We start from the raw sequence: 19,134 nt of genomic DNA on the forward strand, positions 1-19,134 counted from the left end.
CTTCTTCGAGGTGCTTAACTTCATCCTTTAAATTCTATTAACTTTTGCCTTAAATCACTTTCCATTGCTGCCAGTTCATTCTCTGCAAGGCGGCGCTTATGACGGCCTTCTTCTTGAATTTTCAGCGTTTCCTCCAAGGTGGAGATCAGGCTTTCTTGTGTTTTCTTTAATGTTTCAATATCCACGAGGCCACGCTCATTTTCTCTCGCCGTTTCAATGGTATTCGTTTTAAGCATTTCAGCATTTTTCAGCAGCAATTCATTTGTCGTTTTAGATACTTGTTTCTGTGCCTCCACTGCATGACGCTGCCTAATTAAGGTTAGTGCAATCGCCACTTGATTCTTCCAAAGCGGAATCGCCGTCATAATGGAGGACTGAATTTTTTCAACTAGTGCTTGGTTCGTATTTTGAATCAATCGGATTTGCGGGGCACTTTGAATGGTTACCTCTCGGCTCAATTTCAAATCATATAAACGTTTATCTAATCGATCAGCAAATTGAATCATGTCATTTACTTCTTGAAACTTCATCTGGTCATTAGAACTTTCCGCAGCTTTTTTCAGTTCCGGAATCGTTTTTTGATGCAATTCCTCAAGCTTAATTTCTCCTGCTGCAATATAAACATTTAATGCGTGAAAATACTCTTTATTATTTTCATAGAGTTTTTCAAGCATAACCACATCTGATAATAGAATATTTTTGCTGCGCTCCAGCTTTACACTGATGCGATCAATTTGCGCCCCTGTTTTTTGATATTTAGACAAGGTTTCTTGGATGGAACTTGATAACCTTCCAAACATCCGAGCAAAGAAGGATGGCGGCTGTGCATGTAATTCATCAGGATTGACGTCATTAAATTTCTGCATTAATTCACTAATAATCTCTCCGACTTCCCCAATATCCTTCTTTTGAACATGCTCTAGCATTGTATGGGAGAAGGTTAATAGCTTGGATTGTGCTGGTGTGCCATATGAAATCATAGCTTGATGGTTTTTCGGATCGATTTGTTCAGCAAGCTGATAAGCCTTTATTCTGTTTTCCTCTGGAATAACATCAATAAGCTTAACAGGCTTTTCCTCTTTTTCCTGCATGCTCGCAAGTTCCTGACTCTCTCCGAATGGATTGGAAAGTAGATCATCCATCAAATTTGCTTGACTTGTATTTTTCAACAGGGATGGATTGTTTTCACTCATTTTAATCGCCTGCTTCCATTAAGATTTCGTGAATCTTGTATCGTTTTAATTGAATTCTTTGCCACATCTATTTCAAAGTTCAGGTGATCAATATCATCTGAAATGACTTGATACAAATCTTCTTCTACTAATGAAGATAATTGTTCCAAAGTCTTGCGTGTTTCATATAATGACCGATCTAGCTCATATGTCTTTTTTGGCTGAGCAGATAAAAAGACATATTTCTCAGATAGCTCCACAGCCGAATCCAAATGAGAAAAATAAAATTGTTCTGCCTTATAAAAGCGCTTCGGCTCTTTTTTAGTTAAGCTGTATATTTTTCGTGTTGTCCGAGTAAACTCTACCCTCTGTTTCAATGTTGGAAGATGGCGAATAGAAAGCAGCGATTTGTGCAATCGACTAATTTTCCCTTTCGCTTCATCTAAGTTTTTCTTAATATATTGGTACTCTTTTCTTGTTAATTGATGCTTTTTCAAAAAGCGTTTCTTTAGAACCAGTCCACTTATCAAATAAGTGAGAATTCCAGCTCCTAAAGAAATAGCACCCGAAAGCAGAAACGTTTGATCGAATGCGAAAAAGCTTAATAACCAAACAATAAAGGTCGTAGGGATGCTTAGTAACATTCGCAAAACAAAGACTAAGAACTGATTCATCACACAATCGACTCCTGACATATTAATCCTTATTATTTATACGTATGAACGATATCAAAGTTTCAGCTTAAAAAATAAAAACAATTCCATCCTTACCATTAAAGATACAGGATATACACATTCCCTTCCATAGACCACAACCTTAAATCTAACTAAGACTTAAGACGTATTTAATGATGATCTCGAGCGGTGCCAGTCACCAGCACTTTGCATGCTCTTGTATGTTTAGAGTAGATACTTACTATTCAACCCTCGGCTAAGAATAAAATAGCTGGGTAAATTTCCATTTTATAATATTTTTTACCAAAAAGTGATCATTTACTAGTATAATTATCACACGAAAGGGGTCATTAGAATGTTTTTCATCAAAGAGAAAAAAGGCAATGAGAGCCTGATACAACAGATAATTGAACAAGAAATAGGAAATGCGAAGCTTGAAGTTGAAAGCGGAACTGATATCGCTCTGCAAATTGAATTAATCGGTTTAACCAATCAGGATTTAGCCATATTACGAGGGATTAAACCAATAGTTGCAAGGCATATTAAAGCCATTTACCAAGAGGCGCTCTCCCATCCGCATGACGGAGTAAGAAAAATTACTGACACTTCACTGATCGGGATAACTACAGAAATGAGCCAGCAATATGTCCTTAGTCTTTTTGAAGGTGTAGTCAACCAGGAATATTGTCAGCGCAGGTTGCAAGTGGGCCAATTGTACGTGCAAATCGGCGTACAAATCCATTGGTTTATGTCTGTCTATAAATTATTACTGACAAGAATTCTTGAATGTGTATTTAAAGAATTAACCGTCAACGAACATGATACGTTCCAAATATTTTTTGCCGTATCAAAAATATTCAACTTAGAAAATCAGCTCGTTACTTCTTCCATGCAAATGACACACCAGCAATTGCTAACCGGAAAAGAACTTGAGGCAAAAAAGGCTATAAAAGAATATGTCGGTGATTTTGTTGAGAATTTAGCAGCAATGACTGAGGAGACTGATGCATCAGTTGATCAAATCCTTCAACAAACCTTCCTTATTTCTGAAACATCGAAAAAGAGCGTTCAAACATCTGTGTCCATGGAGCACAAGTCTGAAAATGGCAAGGATCAGTTAGACAAGGTTATTACGAACATGCATGAATTGAAAGAAAATGTTCAGCATATTACCAAAACGATCGAAGAACTCGAAAAAAATTCCAATCAAATTGGCGAGATCGTTAATGTGATTACTGGAATAGCTGATCAAACAAATTTACTTGCACTAAATGCGGCAATTGAAGCAGCTCGTGCGGGTGAACACGGCAAAGGCTTTGCAGTCGTTGCTGATGAAGTAAGAAAGTTAGCCGAGCAAACAAAGCATTCGTCTTCTAGCATCACATCCCTTGTAAAGGAAACCATTTCGCAAATTTCTGATGTTATATCGCAAATCAATACCATTAATCAAGTAGTGGATACCGGAAATATCGAACTAACAAATACAACCGCAGTATTTAAAGATGTTTTGCAAAATAGTGCGGCTAATAAAGAAATGAGTCAGAATACCGAAATGGATATTCAGTTATTATCTAATCTTCTAAGTGAAATTAATGAGGCTGTTTCAAAAATGGCTGCTTCAACAGAGGAATTAAGAACGACGATTTCTAAATTTTAACCATAAGGAAGAGTCTCGATAAAACAAGATTTATCGAGACTTTTTAAATATACTTTAAAGGAAATTATTTTATTTCAAAACAGAGCGAAGAATCGCCTCTTCAAAAGTATGAATAATATCATTTACATGTTCAATTCCCACTGAAATTCGAACAACTCCTTCAGTGATTCCTAAAGCTTTGCTTGCCTCCGGAGGCAGCGCTCGATGAGAGGTTGTAAGCGGATGAGAAACAGTTGTCTCTACCCCAGCTAGTGTAGGAACAATTTTTATCCAGGAAAGCGATTTAAAAAATTGATGGACATCTACATTCTTTGAAAGCTCAATCGATACCATCGCACCGTAACCTGACTCTGTTTCAGTAAAAGGATAATAAACTTTAGCAACATTTGGGTTTCCCATAAATGCATCAGCTAGCTTCCTGGCATTGAATGATTGGGTTTTCATGCGAAGCGCTAATGTCTTTAGTCCCCTGCATGTCAACCATGCTTCAAAAGGGCTTACATTTGCTCCAAGATTTACAACTTTTGCACGTGCTATTCCAACTAAATCTTCTCTGCCAACAACTACGCCTGCTGTCACATCGCTATGACCGCCAATATACTTCGTTGCGCTATGAATAACTAAATCAACACCTAATGGATAAGGATTACAGTGAAACGGAGTAGCAAAAGTATTATCAACGAGTGTATAAAGATTGTATTTTCTCGCAAGATCAATAACTGCTTCTAAATTCTCCACTCTCAGCAGCGGATTTGTTATTGATTCTGTATAAAGAAGCTTTGTATTCGGCCTTATCGCTTCTTCTGCATTGGAAAGATTAGCAAATGAAACAAAAGTTGTTTCAATACCTAGCTGATTTAATTCCTCTTTAAGGAGATGAAAGCTTCCACCATATAAATCATCAGCTGCAATAATATGATCCCCGCTTTTCACTACAGCAAGAACCCCTGCCAAAATCGCAGATAAACCTGATGAAGTTGCAATACCAGCTGGTGCACCTTCTATCGCAGCAACTGCCTGACCAAGTTCATCCGGATTCGGATTCCCTGTACGGGAATACAAGTAGTTCCCTTCCCCTTGATAAAATCCTTCTAAATCATCTAAATTATCAAAAGTAAATGCAGATGTTTGATAAATCGGTGTAATCTTGCTTTTTATCGGCCTTTTTTCTTTCTTAACGCTATGTAATAACTTCGTTTCAAACTTTTTCTCCAAAATACTCACCTTCCTTTTTAGATGCCTGGATCCACTCGTGATGGACAAAACCCTTTAATCAAACATTTGATTAATATTTCTATTATAAGCCCATGGCTATACATTTTCATTAATGATAAATAGTTATTTTAAAAAAATAGTTGCTTTCCTCGTTATCAACTGGCATGCTTAAGAGACTTTAAAGTTAAAGAAGGTGGAATAACTATGATTGAAATCAAAACGTCCACACTCAGTGATGGGGAATTCAATAGAGGCGTATTTGCGACACGTGATATAGCAAAGGGCGAGCTTATACATGAAGCACCTGTTATAGCTTATCCAAACAAAGAGCATGAATTTATCGAGAAAACGATACTTGCTGATTATGCATTTGAATATGGAAAAAACCACAGTGCAATTCTTCTGGGTTATGGAATGTTATTTAACCATTCCTATCAGCCGAATGCCACTTATGATATTAACTTTGATAACCATACATTTGACTTCTTTGCCTATACAGACATAAAAGCTGGAGATGAAATACTGATTAACTACAATGGTGATGTCGATGATATGGATCCATTATGGTTTAATAAAGAAGAATAGAAAAAAGGGACATTCATTTATACGAATGTCCCTTCTGTATGTCTTCTATTAATTCTCTGCTAACTTAGTTGTCACTTTTTCATCGGCTTTTTTTCCCATAATCGGATCTTCCGCCTGTTTTGACCGCTTAATAAAAAATGCAAGGATAATTGCGACAGCTGCAATACCAGTTGCCACCAAGAATGCATCATTAATTCCCTCAAGCATCGCTTTCATCGCAATTTGCTGCTTCATTTCAGCCAATACTGCTTCAGTTGGCTGTGCAGTTAAACTTTTCATTGCTACATCTGCTATTTCAGTCGCATGTGTTTCTGTGCGCGTTGACATAACAGTTACTAATAATGCTGTACCAATTGCTCCTGCTACTTGGTTCAAAGTATTATTCATAGCTGTACCATGTGGATAGAAACGTGCTGGCAATTGGTTTAATCCATTTGTAGAAACTGGCATCATAACCATCGACATTCCAAACATCCGCACTGAATTCAAGATGACTAAATACGTATATGTCGTTTCATCTGTTAATTGGCTAAAGAAGTAGGTTGTTACTGTCATAATAATTAATCCCGTAACTGCTAAAATACGTCCGCCAAATTTATCAAATAATTTCCCTGTAATTGGGGACATAAAGGCCATGACAAGTGCTCCTGGAAGCATCATTAGACCAGCATCCATTGGGGAAATTCCACGGATCGTCTGGACATAAATAGGTATTAATAGCATCCCAGCAAACATAGCCATATTTACAATCATCGTAATCGATGATGATAAGGCAAACATTGGATATTTATAAACCTTGAAGTTAAGCATTGGACGATCCATTTTTAACTGACGTAAAATGAACCATACAAGTGAAACGACACCTATTGCGATTGTTCCATAGACATAAGGGCTATCCCATCCCTTGCTGCCTGCTGAGCTAAATCCATATAATATACCGCCAAAACCAATGCTTGATAAAAGAAGCGAAAATAAATCAAGGCGGATGTCCACTTTTTCCTTTTTATCCTTAAGCAAGAAAAAGGCAATCAAGATAACAATCACAGCAATCGGCGTAACAAAGTGGAAAAGCATTCTCCAATCATAATGTTCAATAATCCAGCCGGATAAAGTTGGTCCGATTGCCGGTGCAGCCATTAAGATTAAACCGAACACACCCATAGCTGCTCCCCTTTTTTCAACTGGGAAGCTTACTAGCATTACATTCATTAAAAGAGGCATCATAATTGCCGAACCTGAAGCCTGAAGCATCCTGCCTGCTAATAATATTGGAAATGAATGTGCAATTCCTGCCACAAGCGTTCCTATTGTAAATAAACACATAGCAACTAGGAATAAACGCCGCACTGAATATTTTTCAATTAAAAATGCTGTAGCCGGAATTAAAATTCCGTTTACAAGCATAAAACCAGTCGTCAGCCATTGTACTGTAGATGCATCAACCTCTAAATCAATCATAATTGAAGGCAATGCGACATTTAATAGCGTATTATTCAAAAAAGCAATAAAAGCACCAATCATCAGGACAGCTATTATCCCATACGGTGGACGATCAGTCTTTTTTATGGAATGGTCCATGTTTTTTCCCCCTATATACATTTAGTTCATTATTTTGTACTGCTGTTTCACATAAGCTATATCATAAACCATGAGTTCAAATTATGCAATTAAAAAATTCCGCGATATTTATGTGTTTGTATTAACTTTAGAAATAATATACTATTAGTTTTATACAGGCAGTTCAACAATTATTAAAGGTGATTATATGAATGCTAGGAAAAAACATGTGATAAAAATGGCTCACCAATTATTTATCGACAAAGGATTTCAAGCCACTTCCATACAAGACATATTAGAGTATAGCGGGATTTCTAAAGGAACATTTTATAATTATTTTTCGTCAAAAAATGAATTATTAATCGCTATTTTCAATACAATCTATAAAGATTTGGAAAAGGAACGGAATGAATTATTAATTGGCCAGGATCCTTCTAATATTGAAATCTTTATTAAGCAAATTGAATTACAGCTAAAAACAAATCGAACAAGTAAATTAGTATCCCTTTTCGAAGAAGTCTTTGTTTCCAATGATGACGATCTTAAGCAATTTATAAAGCGCGGCCATTTGCGAATGCTTCACTGGCTTTTCCATCGGTTCATTGATCTCTTTGGAGAAGAAAAAAGACCCTATTTATTAGATTGCTCCATTATGTTTACAGGGATTCTTCAGCATAATCTTAAATATGATGCCTTCGCAAACCAATCACATGCAAGTATTCATAAAGTAGTCCAGTATAGTGTTGATCGCATTGTTAAGATGGTTAATGAGGTTGCAGAATCTGGCGATCAGTTAGTTCAGCCAGAGCTAATAGACAGCTGGGTTCCTGTTTGCAAGAAACTGGACCAATCATTCCAGCAGAAGCTCTATCATGCCGCATTAGCTTTAAAAAAGACTCTTAACCATAATGAAGAGCACTCACAGCATATAGAGTTATTGGATTTTATTCAAGATGAGCTGCTCCAATCAAAAAGTCCCCGGAAATTTTTAGTAGATAGTGCATTATTATCTTTGAAAACCAATCAGTTAGTTCTCGAAAAAATTGAGCTTCAAAAACTTGAACAGCTTGTTTCTGATTTTTTTGCGCAAATAGAAGAATAACATAATAAATATTTAGGAGCCAGTTACCTGCTTTTACAAAGCAGACATTGGCTCCTATTTTATTTATTAATGAAATATTCCACTTTCATTCGACTTCTTCCTTAGTTTATAAGTAATCTTGTTAATAGGCTCCTTCAAGAATACACCTAACAGGATAGCAATTCCTGCGAAAATGAGGAGAAATATGATGTCCGTTCTTGCATTGTCCCAGACAATTCCTCCAACCGCTTCACGCATTAAATCAATGGAATAAGTAAATGGCAAGAACGGGTTGATTATTTGGAAAAACCTTGGAATTAATTGTACAGGATAGGTTCCACCTGCTCCTGCAATCTGTAAAACAAGAAGAACAATCGCCATCGCTTTGCCAACATTCCCGAATATCGAAACGAGCGTAAAGACAATAAGAATAAAGACAAAACTAGAAAGCAGCCCAAATAAAAGGAACCAGCCTGGACTATGGATATAGATTTCCTTCAATAGAAAAATATCTCCTAAAGTGACGATCAAGGTTTGCAAAAAACTAAAGGTCCAAAAGGTTAACAAACGGCCAAAATAAATTTCACGACTTGCATACTTTTCATCGTGTGCTGGATCAACAGACAACAGTGAAATTAAAAGTAAACACCCGACCCAAATGGCTAAAACAGTATAAAAAGGATTCATGCCTGAACCGTAGTTTGGCAATGAGAATAAGAGATTACTTTCAATTTTCACCGGATTAGCCAAGAAGTTGCTTTCTGCATTCGGATTATTTCGAAGGAGATCTATAAGTTCATTTAGATTTGTTTCTTTCTGCAGCCTTTCTATTGTGTCAGCTAACTCTCCAACTTTCTGGACAATCATTGGGTATTGCTTGTTTGCTTCTTGTAAAACCTTTTCCCCCTCATGTAGAGTACCTGCAGCGTTATTAACGGCATCAGCTATAGAAGGAAGCGTTAAAGTTAATTCTTCTAAAACACCTCTTGCCTTTTGTAGAGTCTGTTTTGTCTTTAGGACTTCATCGTTAATAACCGACTCTATTTTCTGTTTATCCTCCTCAGTTATCTGATTCACCAGTTGCTGAATGTTGTTTATAACAGATTTGAAACGGTTTAATTGATCCTGAGAAGGTACTCCCCCATTTGCTAACAGGCCCCGTAATTCCAAAGAAATAGCTGCAGCATTTTTAAAATTTGTATGGACCTGTTCGAGGTGGTTTATATGCTGTTGAAGATGATTCTTTACTTTATCATTTGCATGATTATTCTGTGCTATATTCAAGGCTTCATTTACTTTCCTTTGAATAATTCCTGTAACCTCTTCCCCCTTTTTCAGTAGCGGATCAATCTCTCCTAATATCGTTTGTAATTTTTGCGGATCGATTTCCATCGCTTGAAGCTGATTGATTTTTGTTTCTGCAGAATCAGTTACATTCTTTAATGTTTGTATATCTTCTTTAATATTTGGTTTGAAAGTATCTATTTCTGCCTCTGCCTTACTAATAACCTGATTTGCTGTATCAATAATGCCCATTCCTTCATTAGCTATTGCTTCCACCTTTGGTACAGCTTGCTGAACTTTTCCAAGGATCTCATCTGCACCCTCAGCATAGGATATGGATTGATCAAGCAAAGTCTTTGCTTCCGGGAGTTTCTCCTGAAGTTTAAAAATGAATTCTTCAAATTGTTTAATAGCAGGCAGCCTATTCTCCAGCTCTATTCCAATCTGATTAAATAAATCAAAAATCACACCATTAACCGTTGCAACAAACTTACTGCTTACTTGCTCGGCAATAGCACTCGCTCCTTTTGAAGTTATTTTTGGGGCTATGGCGTTCTTTTTATCGTTCTCATAATACTCAATTGTTGCCTGCTTCTGCTTGTCATTAACAATCGTTGCAAGATTTTTAGAAAATTCACGAGGAATAATAATGGTAGCAAAATAATCCCCTGATAAAACCTTTTCCATCCCGCTATTTTTATCATCAAACCGCCAGCCTAAATCTTTGTTGTTCTTTAATTCCTTTACAATCTCCTCTCCCGCATTAATTTGAACCCCATTGATTTCAGCCCCTTTATCTTCATTAACTACACCAACAAGGATATTTTGTGTGTTTCCATAAGGGTCAATCGATGCCTGAATATTAAACCAGGCGTATAAGGATGGCAGCAGGATAAGACCTCCAACTAATATAGCAGCAACCCAATTTGTACTTGTCTTCTTCAGGTCGTTTGAATAAATTCCCCAAATATTTTTCATCAAGCACCATTCCTTTCTATCGCCCACACTTTTCCAGCTATTACATTAATGTGCATCGAATAAACACTTTTATACCCAAGGTGGTTCCCCAGGAATAAAAAAGAGATTAACTTCAATAAGAAGTTAATCTCTTTTTTATTAAATAAATTCTGCGATATCTTTAACTGGAATGCGAGTAGTTTTGAATGGAGGTGCTGCTGCCTTCCCTATAGCAATGAGCACCATAGGCTCATAACGCTCAGACACATTAAACCTTTCGATAAATTTTACTTTATCAAAGCCTCCCATCGGTACAGTGTCATACCCCATTTCTTTTGCAACGAGCATGAGCTGCATTGAGACTAAACCAGCATCAAAGGATGCGATATTTTTTCTGACTACCTCAGATATATTTGGATACAGCCTATTTGCATTGTCCATTAATCGATTCATATTTTCTTCATCCATATAACCTGCTTCATAGCCGCTTCGATATACCTTTTCTATATTCTTATACATTTCCTTATCACCTAATACTGCTATAACAGCAGAAGATGTTTCAATTGGTTCTTGATTATTGGCAATCAATCGCAATTCCTTTTTCACATCTTCATTATCAATGATGATAAATCGCCATGGCTGGAGATTACTAGAAGAAGGCGCTAATATGGCACCATTTAAAATAGATTCAATTTCTTCTCTCGCAATTTTATAATTAGCATCATATTTTCTAACAGAGTGACGTTCTCTGATAACAGTTGATACGCTTTGATCCATTTTAGCCGACATTCTTTTTCCTCCTAGTTCTATATAACTTACTAATAGTAAGCTTAAATACAGCTTACTATTAGTAAGTTAATTGGTCAAGCATAAATGTATTTATGGTAGAATAGAGTGAATGAAGAAATTAAATGGGGTTATTATATGAGTGAATCAATGCTTGAAAGCAATAAACCAAAGGATTGCCAGAATTTATGCAATGACTTCCATAGCACTATAGAATTTCTAGGAAAGCGTTGGATGGGAATAATTATTTATAGTTTATTTAAAGGACCTAAGCGCTATCATGAAATCATGGAAAACATTCCTGGCATTTCTGACAGATTATTAACTGAACGATTACGTGATTTAGAAAAAGAAGGATTGATTGTAAAAAGGATTCTACCTACCCCAAAGAGGAAAGTAGAATATGAATTGACGCAATCTGGAAAAAAACTTGAAGATGTATTTTTAACAATCGTAGCGTGGACACAAGCCAAGAATGAATCATAAATTGATTCAAAAAAACCTCCTTATTGATAAGGAGGTTTTTACATGAACAATATAATTATTTCTGTTTGTTCTTCTTAGTCAATCTGCCTAATAAGAAAGCTCCAGCAGCTACGCCAAGTACTGTATTTGTCTTTTTATTAAATACTTGCTTCGCAACAAGATTTAAATTTTGCGGTCTTTCAGCAAGACGTCTCATGAAATAGCCGTACCAGTCTTTCCCAAAAGGTACATACGTACAGAAGTTATAGCCTTCGCTTGCTAATTGAAGCTGAAGCTCTTTTCTGAAACCGTAAAGCATTTGGAACTCAAATTTATCATTTGAAATATCATTCTTCTTCACAAAATCTTTTACATGATTGATGATATTATGATCATGAGTAGCAATGGAAGTGAACTTTCCATTTAATAAATGCCATTCAATTAATTTAATAAAGTTAGCATCAATTGCTTTTTTATCTTGATAAGCCAATTCTTCAGGTTCTTTGTAAGCACCTTTTACGATGCGCAGACGATAATTTTTATATTTTTGAATATCCTCTTCTGCACGGAAGAAATAAGCTTGAATCACTGTCCCTACATTATCATACTCCTTTGATAGCTCATCAAGAATATCGAATGAAGGATCTAAATGACCATGGTCTTCCATGTCAAAGTTAACAAAGATATCGTAACCGCTTGCTTTATCAACGATTTCTCTTAAATTATTTAAACAAAAATGATAGTCAATATCTAATCCTAGTTGAGTAGGCTTTAAAGAAATATGAGCATCTACTTCATTCTCATGGATTGCTTCAATGACATTAAGGATTTGCTCCTTCGCTTCAGTCGCCTCTTCTTTCTTAAAGACGAATTCCCCTAAATTATCTACCGTACAAGAAATTCCATGTGCATTTAATTCTTTAATGCTCTTGATGGTTTCTTCTATATTTGTTCCCGCTACGACACTTTGCGCCCCCAATTTTAGCCCATATTTCTTCGCAGCACTATTTAGTAATTGGTTTTGTGATAGGCCGATAAATAAATCTTTCAACATAGCGATTACTCCCAACTATTTTATTTTTCAGAGTAATTATATCATACGTATTCAGCAAAAAATATTTTGTGAATTTTCTTTATTTGTTTAAATATTACCATTATATACACTTTCTATTTTTTAATCGAAATGATTCATAGTTTAAACTGTCCAACAAGTTTGTTTAACTCCTCCGACATTAATGCAAGCTGGCTAGAGCTGGCAGCTACCTCTTCAATGGATGCACTTAACTGCTGTGCGGAAGCTGCTGTTTGTTCAACACCGGCTGCCGATTCCTCAGAAACGGATGCAATTTCATCAATTGAACCATTCATTTCCTGACCATTCTCTGCAATCATAGATAAGTTTTCTGAAACAACTACGATACTATGCACCATTTCAGTCACAGAAGAACTAATTTTATTAAACGTTTCACCCGTTATTCTCATTTGAGATGTACCTTTTTCAACTTCTGAATAACCACTCTTCAATGATTCTGCTGTAATGCCTGATTCAACTTGAATAGTAGAAACAATTTCAGTAATATCACCTACCGAAATCGAAACTTGTTCTGCAAGCTTTCTCACTTCATCCGCAACAACCGCGAATCCCTTTCCATGTTCGCCTGCTCGAGCTGCCTCAATTGCTGCGTTTAAGGCAAGAAGATTGGTTTGGGCAGCTATATCTTTAATAACCAAAACTAATTTTGATATTTCTTGCGACTGCCTGTCCAAACCTTCCATTTTTCTAGCTGCTTCATGAACAATTTGATTAATCTTATCCATTTGACTAATAGACGATTCCATTAATTCAGTGCCTTCATCCGTCATTTGCAAAACATCTTCTGAATGTTTCTGTACTCGTTCCCCATTTTTATTAGTTTCTTCTACCTTTGTGGTAAATATCCCCATATTATTAGCCAGAATCCCTACACTATTTGCCTGTGTTTCAGAACCATTTGCCAATTCCTCCATCGTTGTCGAAACCTGTTCTGCTCCAGTCTTCACTTCATTAGCTGTTTGTGTTAATTCTTCACTTTGTCTTGATACCGTTTCAGAGACTTGATTGATTTTAGTCAATAATTGTTTTGTATTTATACTCATTTCATTTGTAGCACTTACGAGCTGTCCAATTTCATCATTTGACTTTATTTCTAATAGCGGTTGACTAAGGTCTCCACTTGCAACAGCTTTCATTCGACCAGCAACATATACAATAGGCTTTGTAATAAACCTTGCAGTTAAGACTGAAACCAAAACACCTAAAACAATCGCAATTATAGAAATAATAATGTCAACAGCTAAAGTCGTTTTCCCATTAGCGATCATTTCCTCTCCCTTTGCAGAAAGAAACTCTTCACTTTTTAAAGCCATCGATTTAAATCCGTTTGTTATTTCACGTTCCAGTGGAACAACCTCAGTAGCCATGATCTCAATTGCTCTTTCTTTCTCTCCAAGATCATATTGCTCAAAAACTCGATTTAATGTATTACCCCAGACAATCTTTTTTTCTATTAATTCTTTCACCTCTTGGGAAGAATTCAATTCTAAAAGTTCTTTCTCCAGGTTAATACTTTCTTCAACAGTGCTTTTGAATTGATCTCTCAGTTCATTATCTCCATATAATAAATACCCACGAACTAAGGATGTTCTTTCTGACATATTCAATGCTATCTTCTCATCTATTATTAATAATGATAATTGCTCTTTCACAACCAAGTTTGTATTTTCATTTAGTTTCCTTATTGTAAGGGAATTGTATAAGCCTAATAAAAATACTAATAACAAGACAGAACTAAAACTAATTAAAATTTTCTTTTTTAGACTATTAAAACGCATGATCCTATTCAATTTAAACAACACACATTTCTCCTTCACCTAAATACATATATTCTGTTTTCCCTAATTCCCTTTTGGCTATATTTAGAAGTAATTTCTAACAATATAAACGTTTTCAATAGAATAATAGGAAAAATCACTTAAGTAATATCGGATGTTTTTTTGATATATTAATTTTTATATAATTCGTATAAGACAAAAAAATTAATCACTCATTTATCTAGAAATAAGCTACAATGTAATCACAACTTTCCCAAAAAAAGGAGGCGCTATGAAAACTTTAGTTCGAGGAGAAAAAGCTAAGCTACAAAACTTTACTGCCGCAACTCAATTGGAAGTAGAAGTCAATGTTACATCCAGATTTGATATGGACATCACTTGTTTTGGATTAAATAGCGAAAAGAAACTTTGTGATGACCGTTATATGATTTTCTATAATCAATTGCAATCGCCGTCTAATGAAATACAACTCCACGGTCATTCCAGCGGCCGAGGAACTTTCTCTATTAATTTATCCAAACTGCCCTCTTCTGTTCAGCATCTTGTATTCACTGCTACTAAAGATGGGGATGGAACAATGGGAATGATTTCATCTGGGACATTCGTAATCAAAGCCTTGGGTGAGCCCATTCTTAATTATTCTTTTAGCAGCAATGACTTCAAAAATGAGAAGGCAATTATTATAACTGAAATATATTATAAAGATATATGGAGGGTTTCATCTGTTGGGCGCGGGTTTGATGGAGGGCTCGGAGCCTTATTGAAGGATTTTGGCGGAGAGGTTGCAGAAGAACAAACACAGCCTGCCCCTCAGATAACAGCTGCGCCAGTATCTATACCTTATGCGAACGATAATAAAAAAATATTACTTGAAAAGAAAATGGAAGTACTAGCTCCTAAAATTCTTGATCTTTCAAAAAAGGCAAAGGTTTCTTTAGAAAAAGTTGGACTGCAAAATCATCATGCAAAGGTTGCTTTATGCTTAGATATATCCGGTTCGATGTCTGGCCTTTATCGATCAGGGAAGATTCAGGAATTTGCTGAAGGGATCTTAGCATTGGGTACCCGCTTTGATGATGATGGATCAATTGATATTTTCTTATTCGGTGCAAACGGGCATGAGGCTGGAGAATTAACAATTGATAATTTTAATGGATTCGTTAATCAGCTAATTAGACAATACCCTCTTGAGGGCAGTACCTACTATGGAAAAGTAATGAAAATTATCCGTCAGCATTATTTCGGTTCAGCTTCAGAGCGAAAACAGCCTATATCTAAAGAAATGCCTGTCTACGTTATGTTTGTTACGGATGGGGCAACCTTTGATGAGAAGGAAACGGTCAATCATATCCGAAATTCATCCTATGAACCTATATTTTGGCAGTTTATGGCTATAGGAAAATCAAATAAAGGGCTAAAAAACCGTGGGTTCCTCCGTGCATTTCGATCAGACTTTACTTTCTTAGAGGCGTTGGATAACTTATCTGGCAGATATCTCGATAATGCAGATTTCTTTAGTGTCGAGGATCCACAGCATATTTCAGACAATCAGCTTTATGATTTACTAATGACGGAATATCCTGAATGGGTGAAAGCTGCTGCTGCAAAAGGGTTAATTCTAAGGCAGTTAAATTAAAAATGCACAATCCCTCTCCAGTGGGATTGTGCATTTTTTGTTAGTAGGCAGATCAAATCGTAAATCTTTTGATCAAACCTTTTAAATCCTCAGCCATTTTTGCTAATACGGTTGAAGAAGAAGTTACTTCTTCCATCGATGCAAGCTGCTCCTCAGAGGCAGAAGCAATCTCACCTGTACGCTCTACAGAGACTTTCGCGATTCTTGAAACCTCAGCAATAGAAGAATTGACCTGTTCGACACTTGCGGACATTTCCTCAGATATCGCAGATAATTCTTGAACTTCAGCACTTACATTCTCAATCGATTTCATAATGTAGTCGAAGGTTTTACCAGTATCCTGTACTAAATCCATTCCTTCATTTACCTCATTTGCACTTTTTCCCATCATATCTACTACTCTTAACGTATCATTTTGAATGATATGTACAAGGGCAGCAATTTGATTTGCTGATGTTCGCGATTGCTCCGCTAGTTTTTTCACTTCATCTGCCACAACTGCAAAGCCTTTGCCATGTTCGCCAGCCCGAGCTGATTCAATCGCAGCATTCAATGCTAATAAATTCGTTTCCTCCGCTATCGCCGTAATCATATCAATAATCTGACCAATCTCAGCTGATTTACTATTTAATTCCTTAATGACTTTGTTCGTTTCATCAGTCGAACTATTTATTGACCTCATTTGCTCAATTACCTTTAGAATAGAATCATTCCCGATAACCGCCTGTTGGGTCGTATCTAATGCTGATTCGGCCACTGATGACGTTTTTTCCGCTACTCTTTGAATCCCCATTGCCATTTCATTAACTGCTTTTGCACTATCTTCTGTATTTTTCCCTTGTATTTCAGAACCGCTAGCAACTTCCTGAATAGCTGTTACAATCTGTTCTGTTGCAGAATTCGTTTGCTGCGCACTAGCGGTCAATTCCTCAGCAGAAGATGCAACCTGTCCGGAAGTATGCTCCACCTGGATAATTAATTCCCTTAAATTGTGGGTCATTTGATTAAATGATTTGGCTAATTGTCCAATTTCATCTCGATTTTTAATCTTTACTTCATCCACTCGCAAATTTCCTTTAGCAATTAGTTCAGCTGATTTTGAAATTTGACGAACGGGATTAGAGATTATTTTGCTTAAATACATTGCGATACCTATCGCCATAATATATGCTGCGATAGAAATAACAATTAATAAGGTCTTCATACTAGTAATTTTATTGGACTGTTCTTTGCTCGTTTCTCTAAATGACTCTTCTTGATTAGAAAGTGCCTTTTCTACATTTTCTGCTACTCTTCCGGATATGGCATTTCCTTTTATTTTCATTAACCTTGTAATCTCATCTAATTGGTCCTTCTTTTTATATTCAATCGCTTCTAAAGCTACTTCTTGGTATTGCATTTCCACATCAATTATATCCTTAATTATTTTTTCCGCCTGAGGATCAAGCTTTTGATTTAACATCTCTTTTGAACTTTTTACGAAATCATTGTGTGACCGTTTAAATCGTTTTATATTTGCTTCATCCGGATTAATAATAAAACCACGTAAGGCAATTTGCTCTGATAGAACAGCCTCCTGCATATTAGAAACTAGATTAATTTTTTTGAGTCCATCATCAATTGCATTGGTATAATTGTTATTAATAGTATCGTACTGTAAATAGGAACTAGTTGAAATTATTGCTAATAGCATAATAATTAATAAAAAACCAAGCATTAATTTTTTTCTTACATTTATTCTCATTTTTGTTTCTCTCCTTGATAGCAGTGTTAAATCAAAGTCATTTTACTAAACTAATTTTATTTCTATTCAATTCGCACTATCACTCCTGGTTCACAAAAAAATAACCCTTCTAAACAGAAGGGTCTCAATAAATGAAAACGGCCGTTTTCAGCAACTGGCTGGCTTGGTATAACTATCATACTTTAGCCCCTGTAGTTTTGCGTCTCTATTTTTCAATAGATTTGCCCCTTATCCTATTTATTAACATAGTACTATATCACTATATTTTATCATTGAAGGGGCAAACAAGCAGGATTTTTATCACAGGACAACAGCGATACAGATCACTTGTCCCGTTTCAGATGAGAAGGTTCCAAAAATAAAAGATACTCATATCGTACTAATATGACTTATGACTTTTTTGGAGGTTTATATTATGTACCATCACATTGTAAAACCCAATGAAACACTTTGGTCGATTTCTGAAGATTATCGGGTCCCCTTTCAATCTCTTATTCAAGCAAACCATATAGTAAACCCTAATATGATTAATGCAGGGCAATCCATTATTATTCCTGGGCTGCCTAATCCTAATCAAATCCCTTATTCTATTCATGTTTCCGTCAAAAATAAAACATTAACATTAATGCGTAATCAAAGTCCGGTAAAAACGTACCCTATAGCCGTCGGTAAAATTCTTACTCAAACCCCAATAGGTGACTTTGTTGTAATCAATAAAGCCCCTAACCCTGGAGGCCCCTTTGGAACGATGTGGATGTCACTCTCAAAAAAGCACTACGGAATCCACGGTACGAATAATCCCTCTTCAATCGGAAAATCTGTTTCGAAGGGCTGTATACGAATGTACAATTCGGATGTAGAAGAACTGGCACGTACAGTTCCGATTGGCACTCGGGTTTTTATTCGGTAAATTGCTAGAACTAGGTGCTATATAAAGAATCCAAGTTTGTTCTATTTTTAGTTTTCTAGAATGAAGGACATAATCTCATTATCCGAATAGGATTGGTCCTTCATAGCCCCGATGGAGGATCCATTTATTTTTTGATCATGTTGGGGCATTCATTCCCCTGATGAATGACCGTTTTTTTATTTTCTGAGCTTGTTGGGGTCTTCATTCCCCCGATGAACGACCGTTTTCTTATTTTCTGAGCTTGTTGAGGACTTCATTCCCCCGATGAACGACCGTTTCCTTATTTTCTGAGCTTGTTGGAGACTACATAACACCGATGAACGACCCTTTCCTCATTTTCTAAGCATGTCGGGGTCTTCATAACACCGATGAACGACCGTTTTCTCATTTTTCGAGCATGTCTGGGTCTTCATCTCCCTTATGAACGACCGTTTCCTCATTTTCAGAGCTTGTCAGGATCTTCATCAGTCAAGTCCGGATTATTGTGTAAAATCAAAAGCAATTGTTTTCAGCTTTACCTTTGAATATTCTCTATCCATA

At 36.2% G+C, this 19,134-nt stretch carries 15 protein-coding genes and 1 riboswitch; of the genes, 6 read left to right on the forward strand and 9 right to left on the reverse strand.

Annotation, left to right across the window (positions count from 1 at the left end; all coding sequences use genetic code 11):
• Window positions 1–20: 20 nt before the first annotated feature.
• Window positions 21–1,193 (reverse strand): toxic anion resistance protein, encoded by a 1,173-nt coding sequence (locus ASU02_RS19040; RefSeq protein WP_057766551.1) that lies wholly within the window; start codon window positions 1,191–1,193, stop codon window positions 21–23.
• The gene (locus tag ASU02_RS19045) at window positions 1,190–1,846 is read right to left on the reverse strand and encodes a 5-bromo-4-chloroindolyl phosphate hydrolysis family protein (RefSeq protein WP_057766588.1); all 657 of its coding nucleotides are present in this window, start codon (window positions 1,844–1,846) and stop codon (window positions 1,190–1,192) included. The genes ASU02_RS19040 and ASU02_RS19045 overlap by 4 nt, the downstream gene beginning before the upstream one ends.
• Before the next feature lie 355 nt (window positions 1,847–2,201).
• Between ASU02_RS19045 and ASU02_RS19050 the strand changes: the two genes are divergently transcribed.
• Window positions 2,202–3,503 (forward strand): globin-coupled sensor protein, encoded by a 1,302-nt coding sequence (locus ASU02_RS19050; protein ID WP_057766553.1) that lies wholly within the window; start codon window positions 2,202–2,204, stop codon window positions 3,501–3,503.
• A gap of 69 nt (window positions 3,504–3,572) precedes the next feature.
• Here the strand turns inward: ASU02_RS19050 and ASU02_RS19055 are convergent, their stop codons facing one another.
• Complete coding sequence (locus ASU02_RS19055; protein WP_057766555.1) at window positions 3,573–4,718, reverse strand: trans-sulfuration enzyme family protein; 1,146 nt, start codon at window positions 4,716–4,718, stop codon at window positions 3,573–3,575.
• A gap of 204 nt (window positions 4,719–4,922) precedes the next feature.
• Here ASU02_RS19055 and ASU02_RS19060 point away from each other — a divergent pair, with 204 nt between their 5' ends.
• Window positions 4,923–5,303 carry an SET domain-containing protein gene (locus ASU02_RS19060; RefSeq protein WP_057766557.1) on the forward strand — a complete coding sequence of 127 codons (381 nt, stop codon included), beginning with the start codon at window positions 4,923–4,925 and terminating at the stop codon, window positions 5,301–5,303.
• Between the two features lie 48 nt (window positions 5,304–5,351).
• Here the strand turns inward: ASU02_RS19060 and ASU02_RS19065 are convergent, their stop codons facing one another.
• Entirely contained in the window at window positions 5,352–6,881 is a 1,530-nt protein-coding gene (locus tag ASU02_RS19065; RefSeq protein ID WP_057766559.1) for a DHA2 family efflux MFS transporter permease subunit, read from the reverse strand.
• A gap of 187 nt (window positions 6,882–7,068) precedes the next feature.
• Here ASU02_RS19065 and ASU02_RS19070 point away from each other — a divergent pair, with 187 nt between their 5' ends.
• Window positions 7,069–7,962: a TetR/AcrR family transcriptional regulator gene (locus ASU02_RS19070; RefSeq protein ID WP_057766561.1), complete on the forward strand. Its 894-nt coding sequence runs from the start codon at window positions 7,069–7,071 to the stop codon at window positions 7,960–7,962.
• A 66-nt stretch (window positions 7,963–8,028) separates the two neighbouring features.
• Here ASU02_RS19070 and ASU02_RS19075 read toward each other — a convergent pair whose 3' ends face one another.
• Window positions 8,029–10,203 (reverse strand): YhgE/Pip domain-containing protein, encoded by a 2,175-nt coding sequence (locus tag ASU02_RS19075; RefSeq protein WP_057766563.1) that lies wholly within the window; start codon window positions 10,201–10,203, stop codon window positions 8,029–8,031.
• A gap of 138 nt (window positions 10,204–10,341) precedes the next feature.
• Complete coding sequence (locus ASU02_RS19080) at window positions 10,342–10,971, reverse strand: nitroreductase family protein (RefSeq protein ID WP_057766565.1); 630 nt, start codon at window positions 10,969–10,971, stop codon at window positions 10,342–10,344.
• Window positions 10,972–11,106: 135 nt separating this feature from the next.
• Here ASU02_RS19080 and ASU02_RS19085 point away from each other — a divergent pair, with 135 nt between their 5' ends.
• Window positions 11,107–11,454: a winged helix-turn-helix transcriptional regulator gene (locus ASU02_RS19085; RefSeq protein WP_057766568.1), complete on the forward strand. Its 348-nt coding sequence runs from the start codon at window positions 11,107–11,109 to the stop codon at window positions 11,452–11,454.
• A gap of 55 nt (window positions 11,455–11,509) precedes the next feature.
• On the opposite strand, the gene ASU02_RS19090 is transcribed toward ASU02_RS19085, so the two are convergent.
• Entirely contained in the window at window positions 11,510–12,487 is a 978-nt protein-coding gene (locus ASU02_RS19090; RefSeq protein ID WP_057766570.1) for a proline dehydrogenase family protein, read from the reverse strand.
• A 134-nt stretch (window positions 12,488–12,621) separates the two neighbouring features.
• A complete protein-coding gene (locus tag ASU02_RS19095) occupies window positions 12,622–14,325 on the reverse strand; it encodes a methyl-accepting chemotaxis protein (protein WP_232426298.1) in 1,704 nt (567 codons plus the stop codon).
• Window positions 14,326–14,575: 250 nt separating this feature from the next.
• On the opposite strand from ASU02_RS19095, the gene ASU02_RS19100 reads away from it, so the two are divergent.
• Window positions 14,576–15,940: a VWA domain-containing protein gene (locus tag ASU02_RS19100; RefSeq protein WP_057766572.1), complete on the forward strand. Its 1,365-nt coding sequence runs from the start codon at window positions 14,576–14,578 to the stop codon at window positions 15,938–15,940.
• A gap of 52 nt (window positions 15,941–15,992) precedes the next feature.
• Here the strand turns inward: ASU02_RS19100 and ASU02_RS19105 are convergent, their stop codons facing one another.
• Window positions 15,993–17,684 carry a methyl-accepting chemotaxis protein gene (locus ASU02_RS19105; RefSeq protein WP_057766574.1) on the reverse strand — a complete coding sequence of 564 codons (1,692 nt, stop codon included), beginning with the start codon at window positions 17,682–17,684 and terminating at the stop codon, window positions 15,993–15,995.
• Window positions 17,685–17,830: 146 nt separating this feature from the next.
• Window positions 17,831–17,920, reverse strand: a riboswitch (cyclic di-GMP riboswitch).
• Window positions 17,921–18,099: 179 nt separating this feature from the next.
• Here ASU02_RS19105 and ASU02_RS19110 point away from each other — a divergent pair.
• Entirely contained in the window at window positions 18,100–18,594 is a 495-nt protein-coding gene (locus tag ASU02_RS19110; protein WP_057766576.1) for a L,D-transpeptidase family protein, read from the forward strand.
• Window positions 18,595–19,134: the final 540 nt, after the last annotated feature.

Origin of the sequence: Cytobacillus praedii (assembly GCF_001439605.1) — a bacterium.
In the GTDB taxonomy this organism is placed as follows: domain Bacteria; phylum Bacillota; class Bacilli; order Bacillales; family Cytobacillaceae; genus Cytobacillus; species Cytobacillus praedii.

What these genes read in the sequence shown, in the direction of transcription:
- ASU02_RS19045 (WP_057766588.1), bottom strand. Translation starts at nt 1,846, where the DNA reads ATGAATCAGTTCTTAGTCTTTGTTTTGCGAATGTTACTAAGCATCCCT.
- ASU02_RS19040 (WP_057766551.1), bottom strand. Translation starts at nt 1,193, where the DNA reads ATGAGTGAAAACAATCCATCCCTGTTGAAAAATACAAGTCAAGCAAAT.
- ASU02_RS19080 (WP_057766565.1), bottom strand. Translation starts at nt 10,971, where the DNA reads ATGTCGGCTAAAATGGATCAAAGCGTATCAACTGTTATCAGAGAACGT.
- ASU02_RS19070 (WP_057766561.1), top strand. Translation starts at nt 7,069, where the DNA reads ATGAATGCTAGGAAAAAACATGTGATAAAAATGGCTCACCAATTATTT.
- ASU02_RS19075 (WP_057766563.1), bottom strand. Translation starts at nt 10,203, where the DNA reads ATGAAAAATATTTGGGGAATTTATTCAAACGACCTGAAGAAGACAAGT.
- ASU02_RS19065 (WP_057766559.1), bottom strand. Translation starts at nt 6,881, where the DNA reads ATGGACCATTCCATAAAAAAGACTGATCGTCCACCGTATGGGATAATA.
- ASU02_RS19050 (WP_057766553.1), top strand. Translation starts at nt 2,202, where the DNA reads ATGTTTTTCATCAAAGAGAAAAAAGGCAATGAGAGCCTGATACAACAG.
- ASU02_RS19085 (WP_057766568.1), top strand. Translation starts at nt 11,107, where the DNA reads ATGAGTGAATCAATGCTTGAAAGCAATAAACCAAAGGATTGCCAGAAT.
- ASU02_RS19100 (WP_057766572.1), top strand. Translation starts at nt 14,576, where the DNA reads ATGAAAACTTTAGTTCGAGGAGAAAAAGCTAAGCTACAAAACTTTACT.
- ASU02_RS19090 (WP_057766570.1), bottom strand. Translation starts at nt 12,487, where the DNA reads ATGTTGAAAGATTTATTTATCGGCCTATCACAAAACCAATTACTAAAT.
- ASU02_RS19105 (WP_057766574.1), bottom strand. Translation starts at nt 17,684, where the DNA reads ATGAGAATAAATGTAAGAAAAAAATTAATGCTTGGTTTTTTATTAATT.
- ASU02_RS19060 (WP_057766557.1), top strand. Translation starts at nt 4,923, where the DNA reads ATGATTGAAATCAAAACGTCCACACTCAGTGATGGGGAATTCAATAGA.
- ASU02_RS19110 (WP_057766576.1), top strand. Translation starts at nt 18,100, where the DNA reads ATGTACCATCACATTGTAAAACCCAATGAAACACTTTGGTCGATTTCT.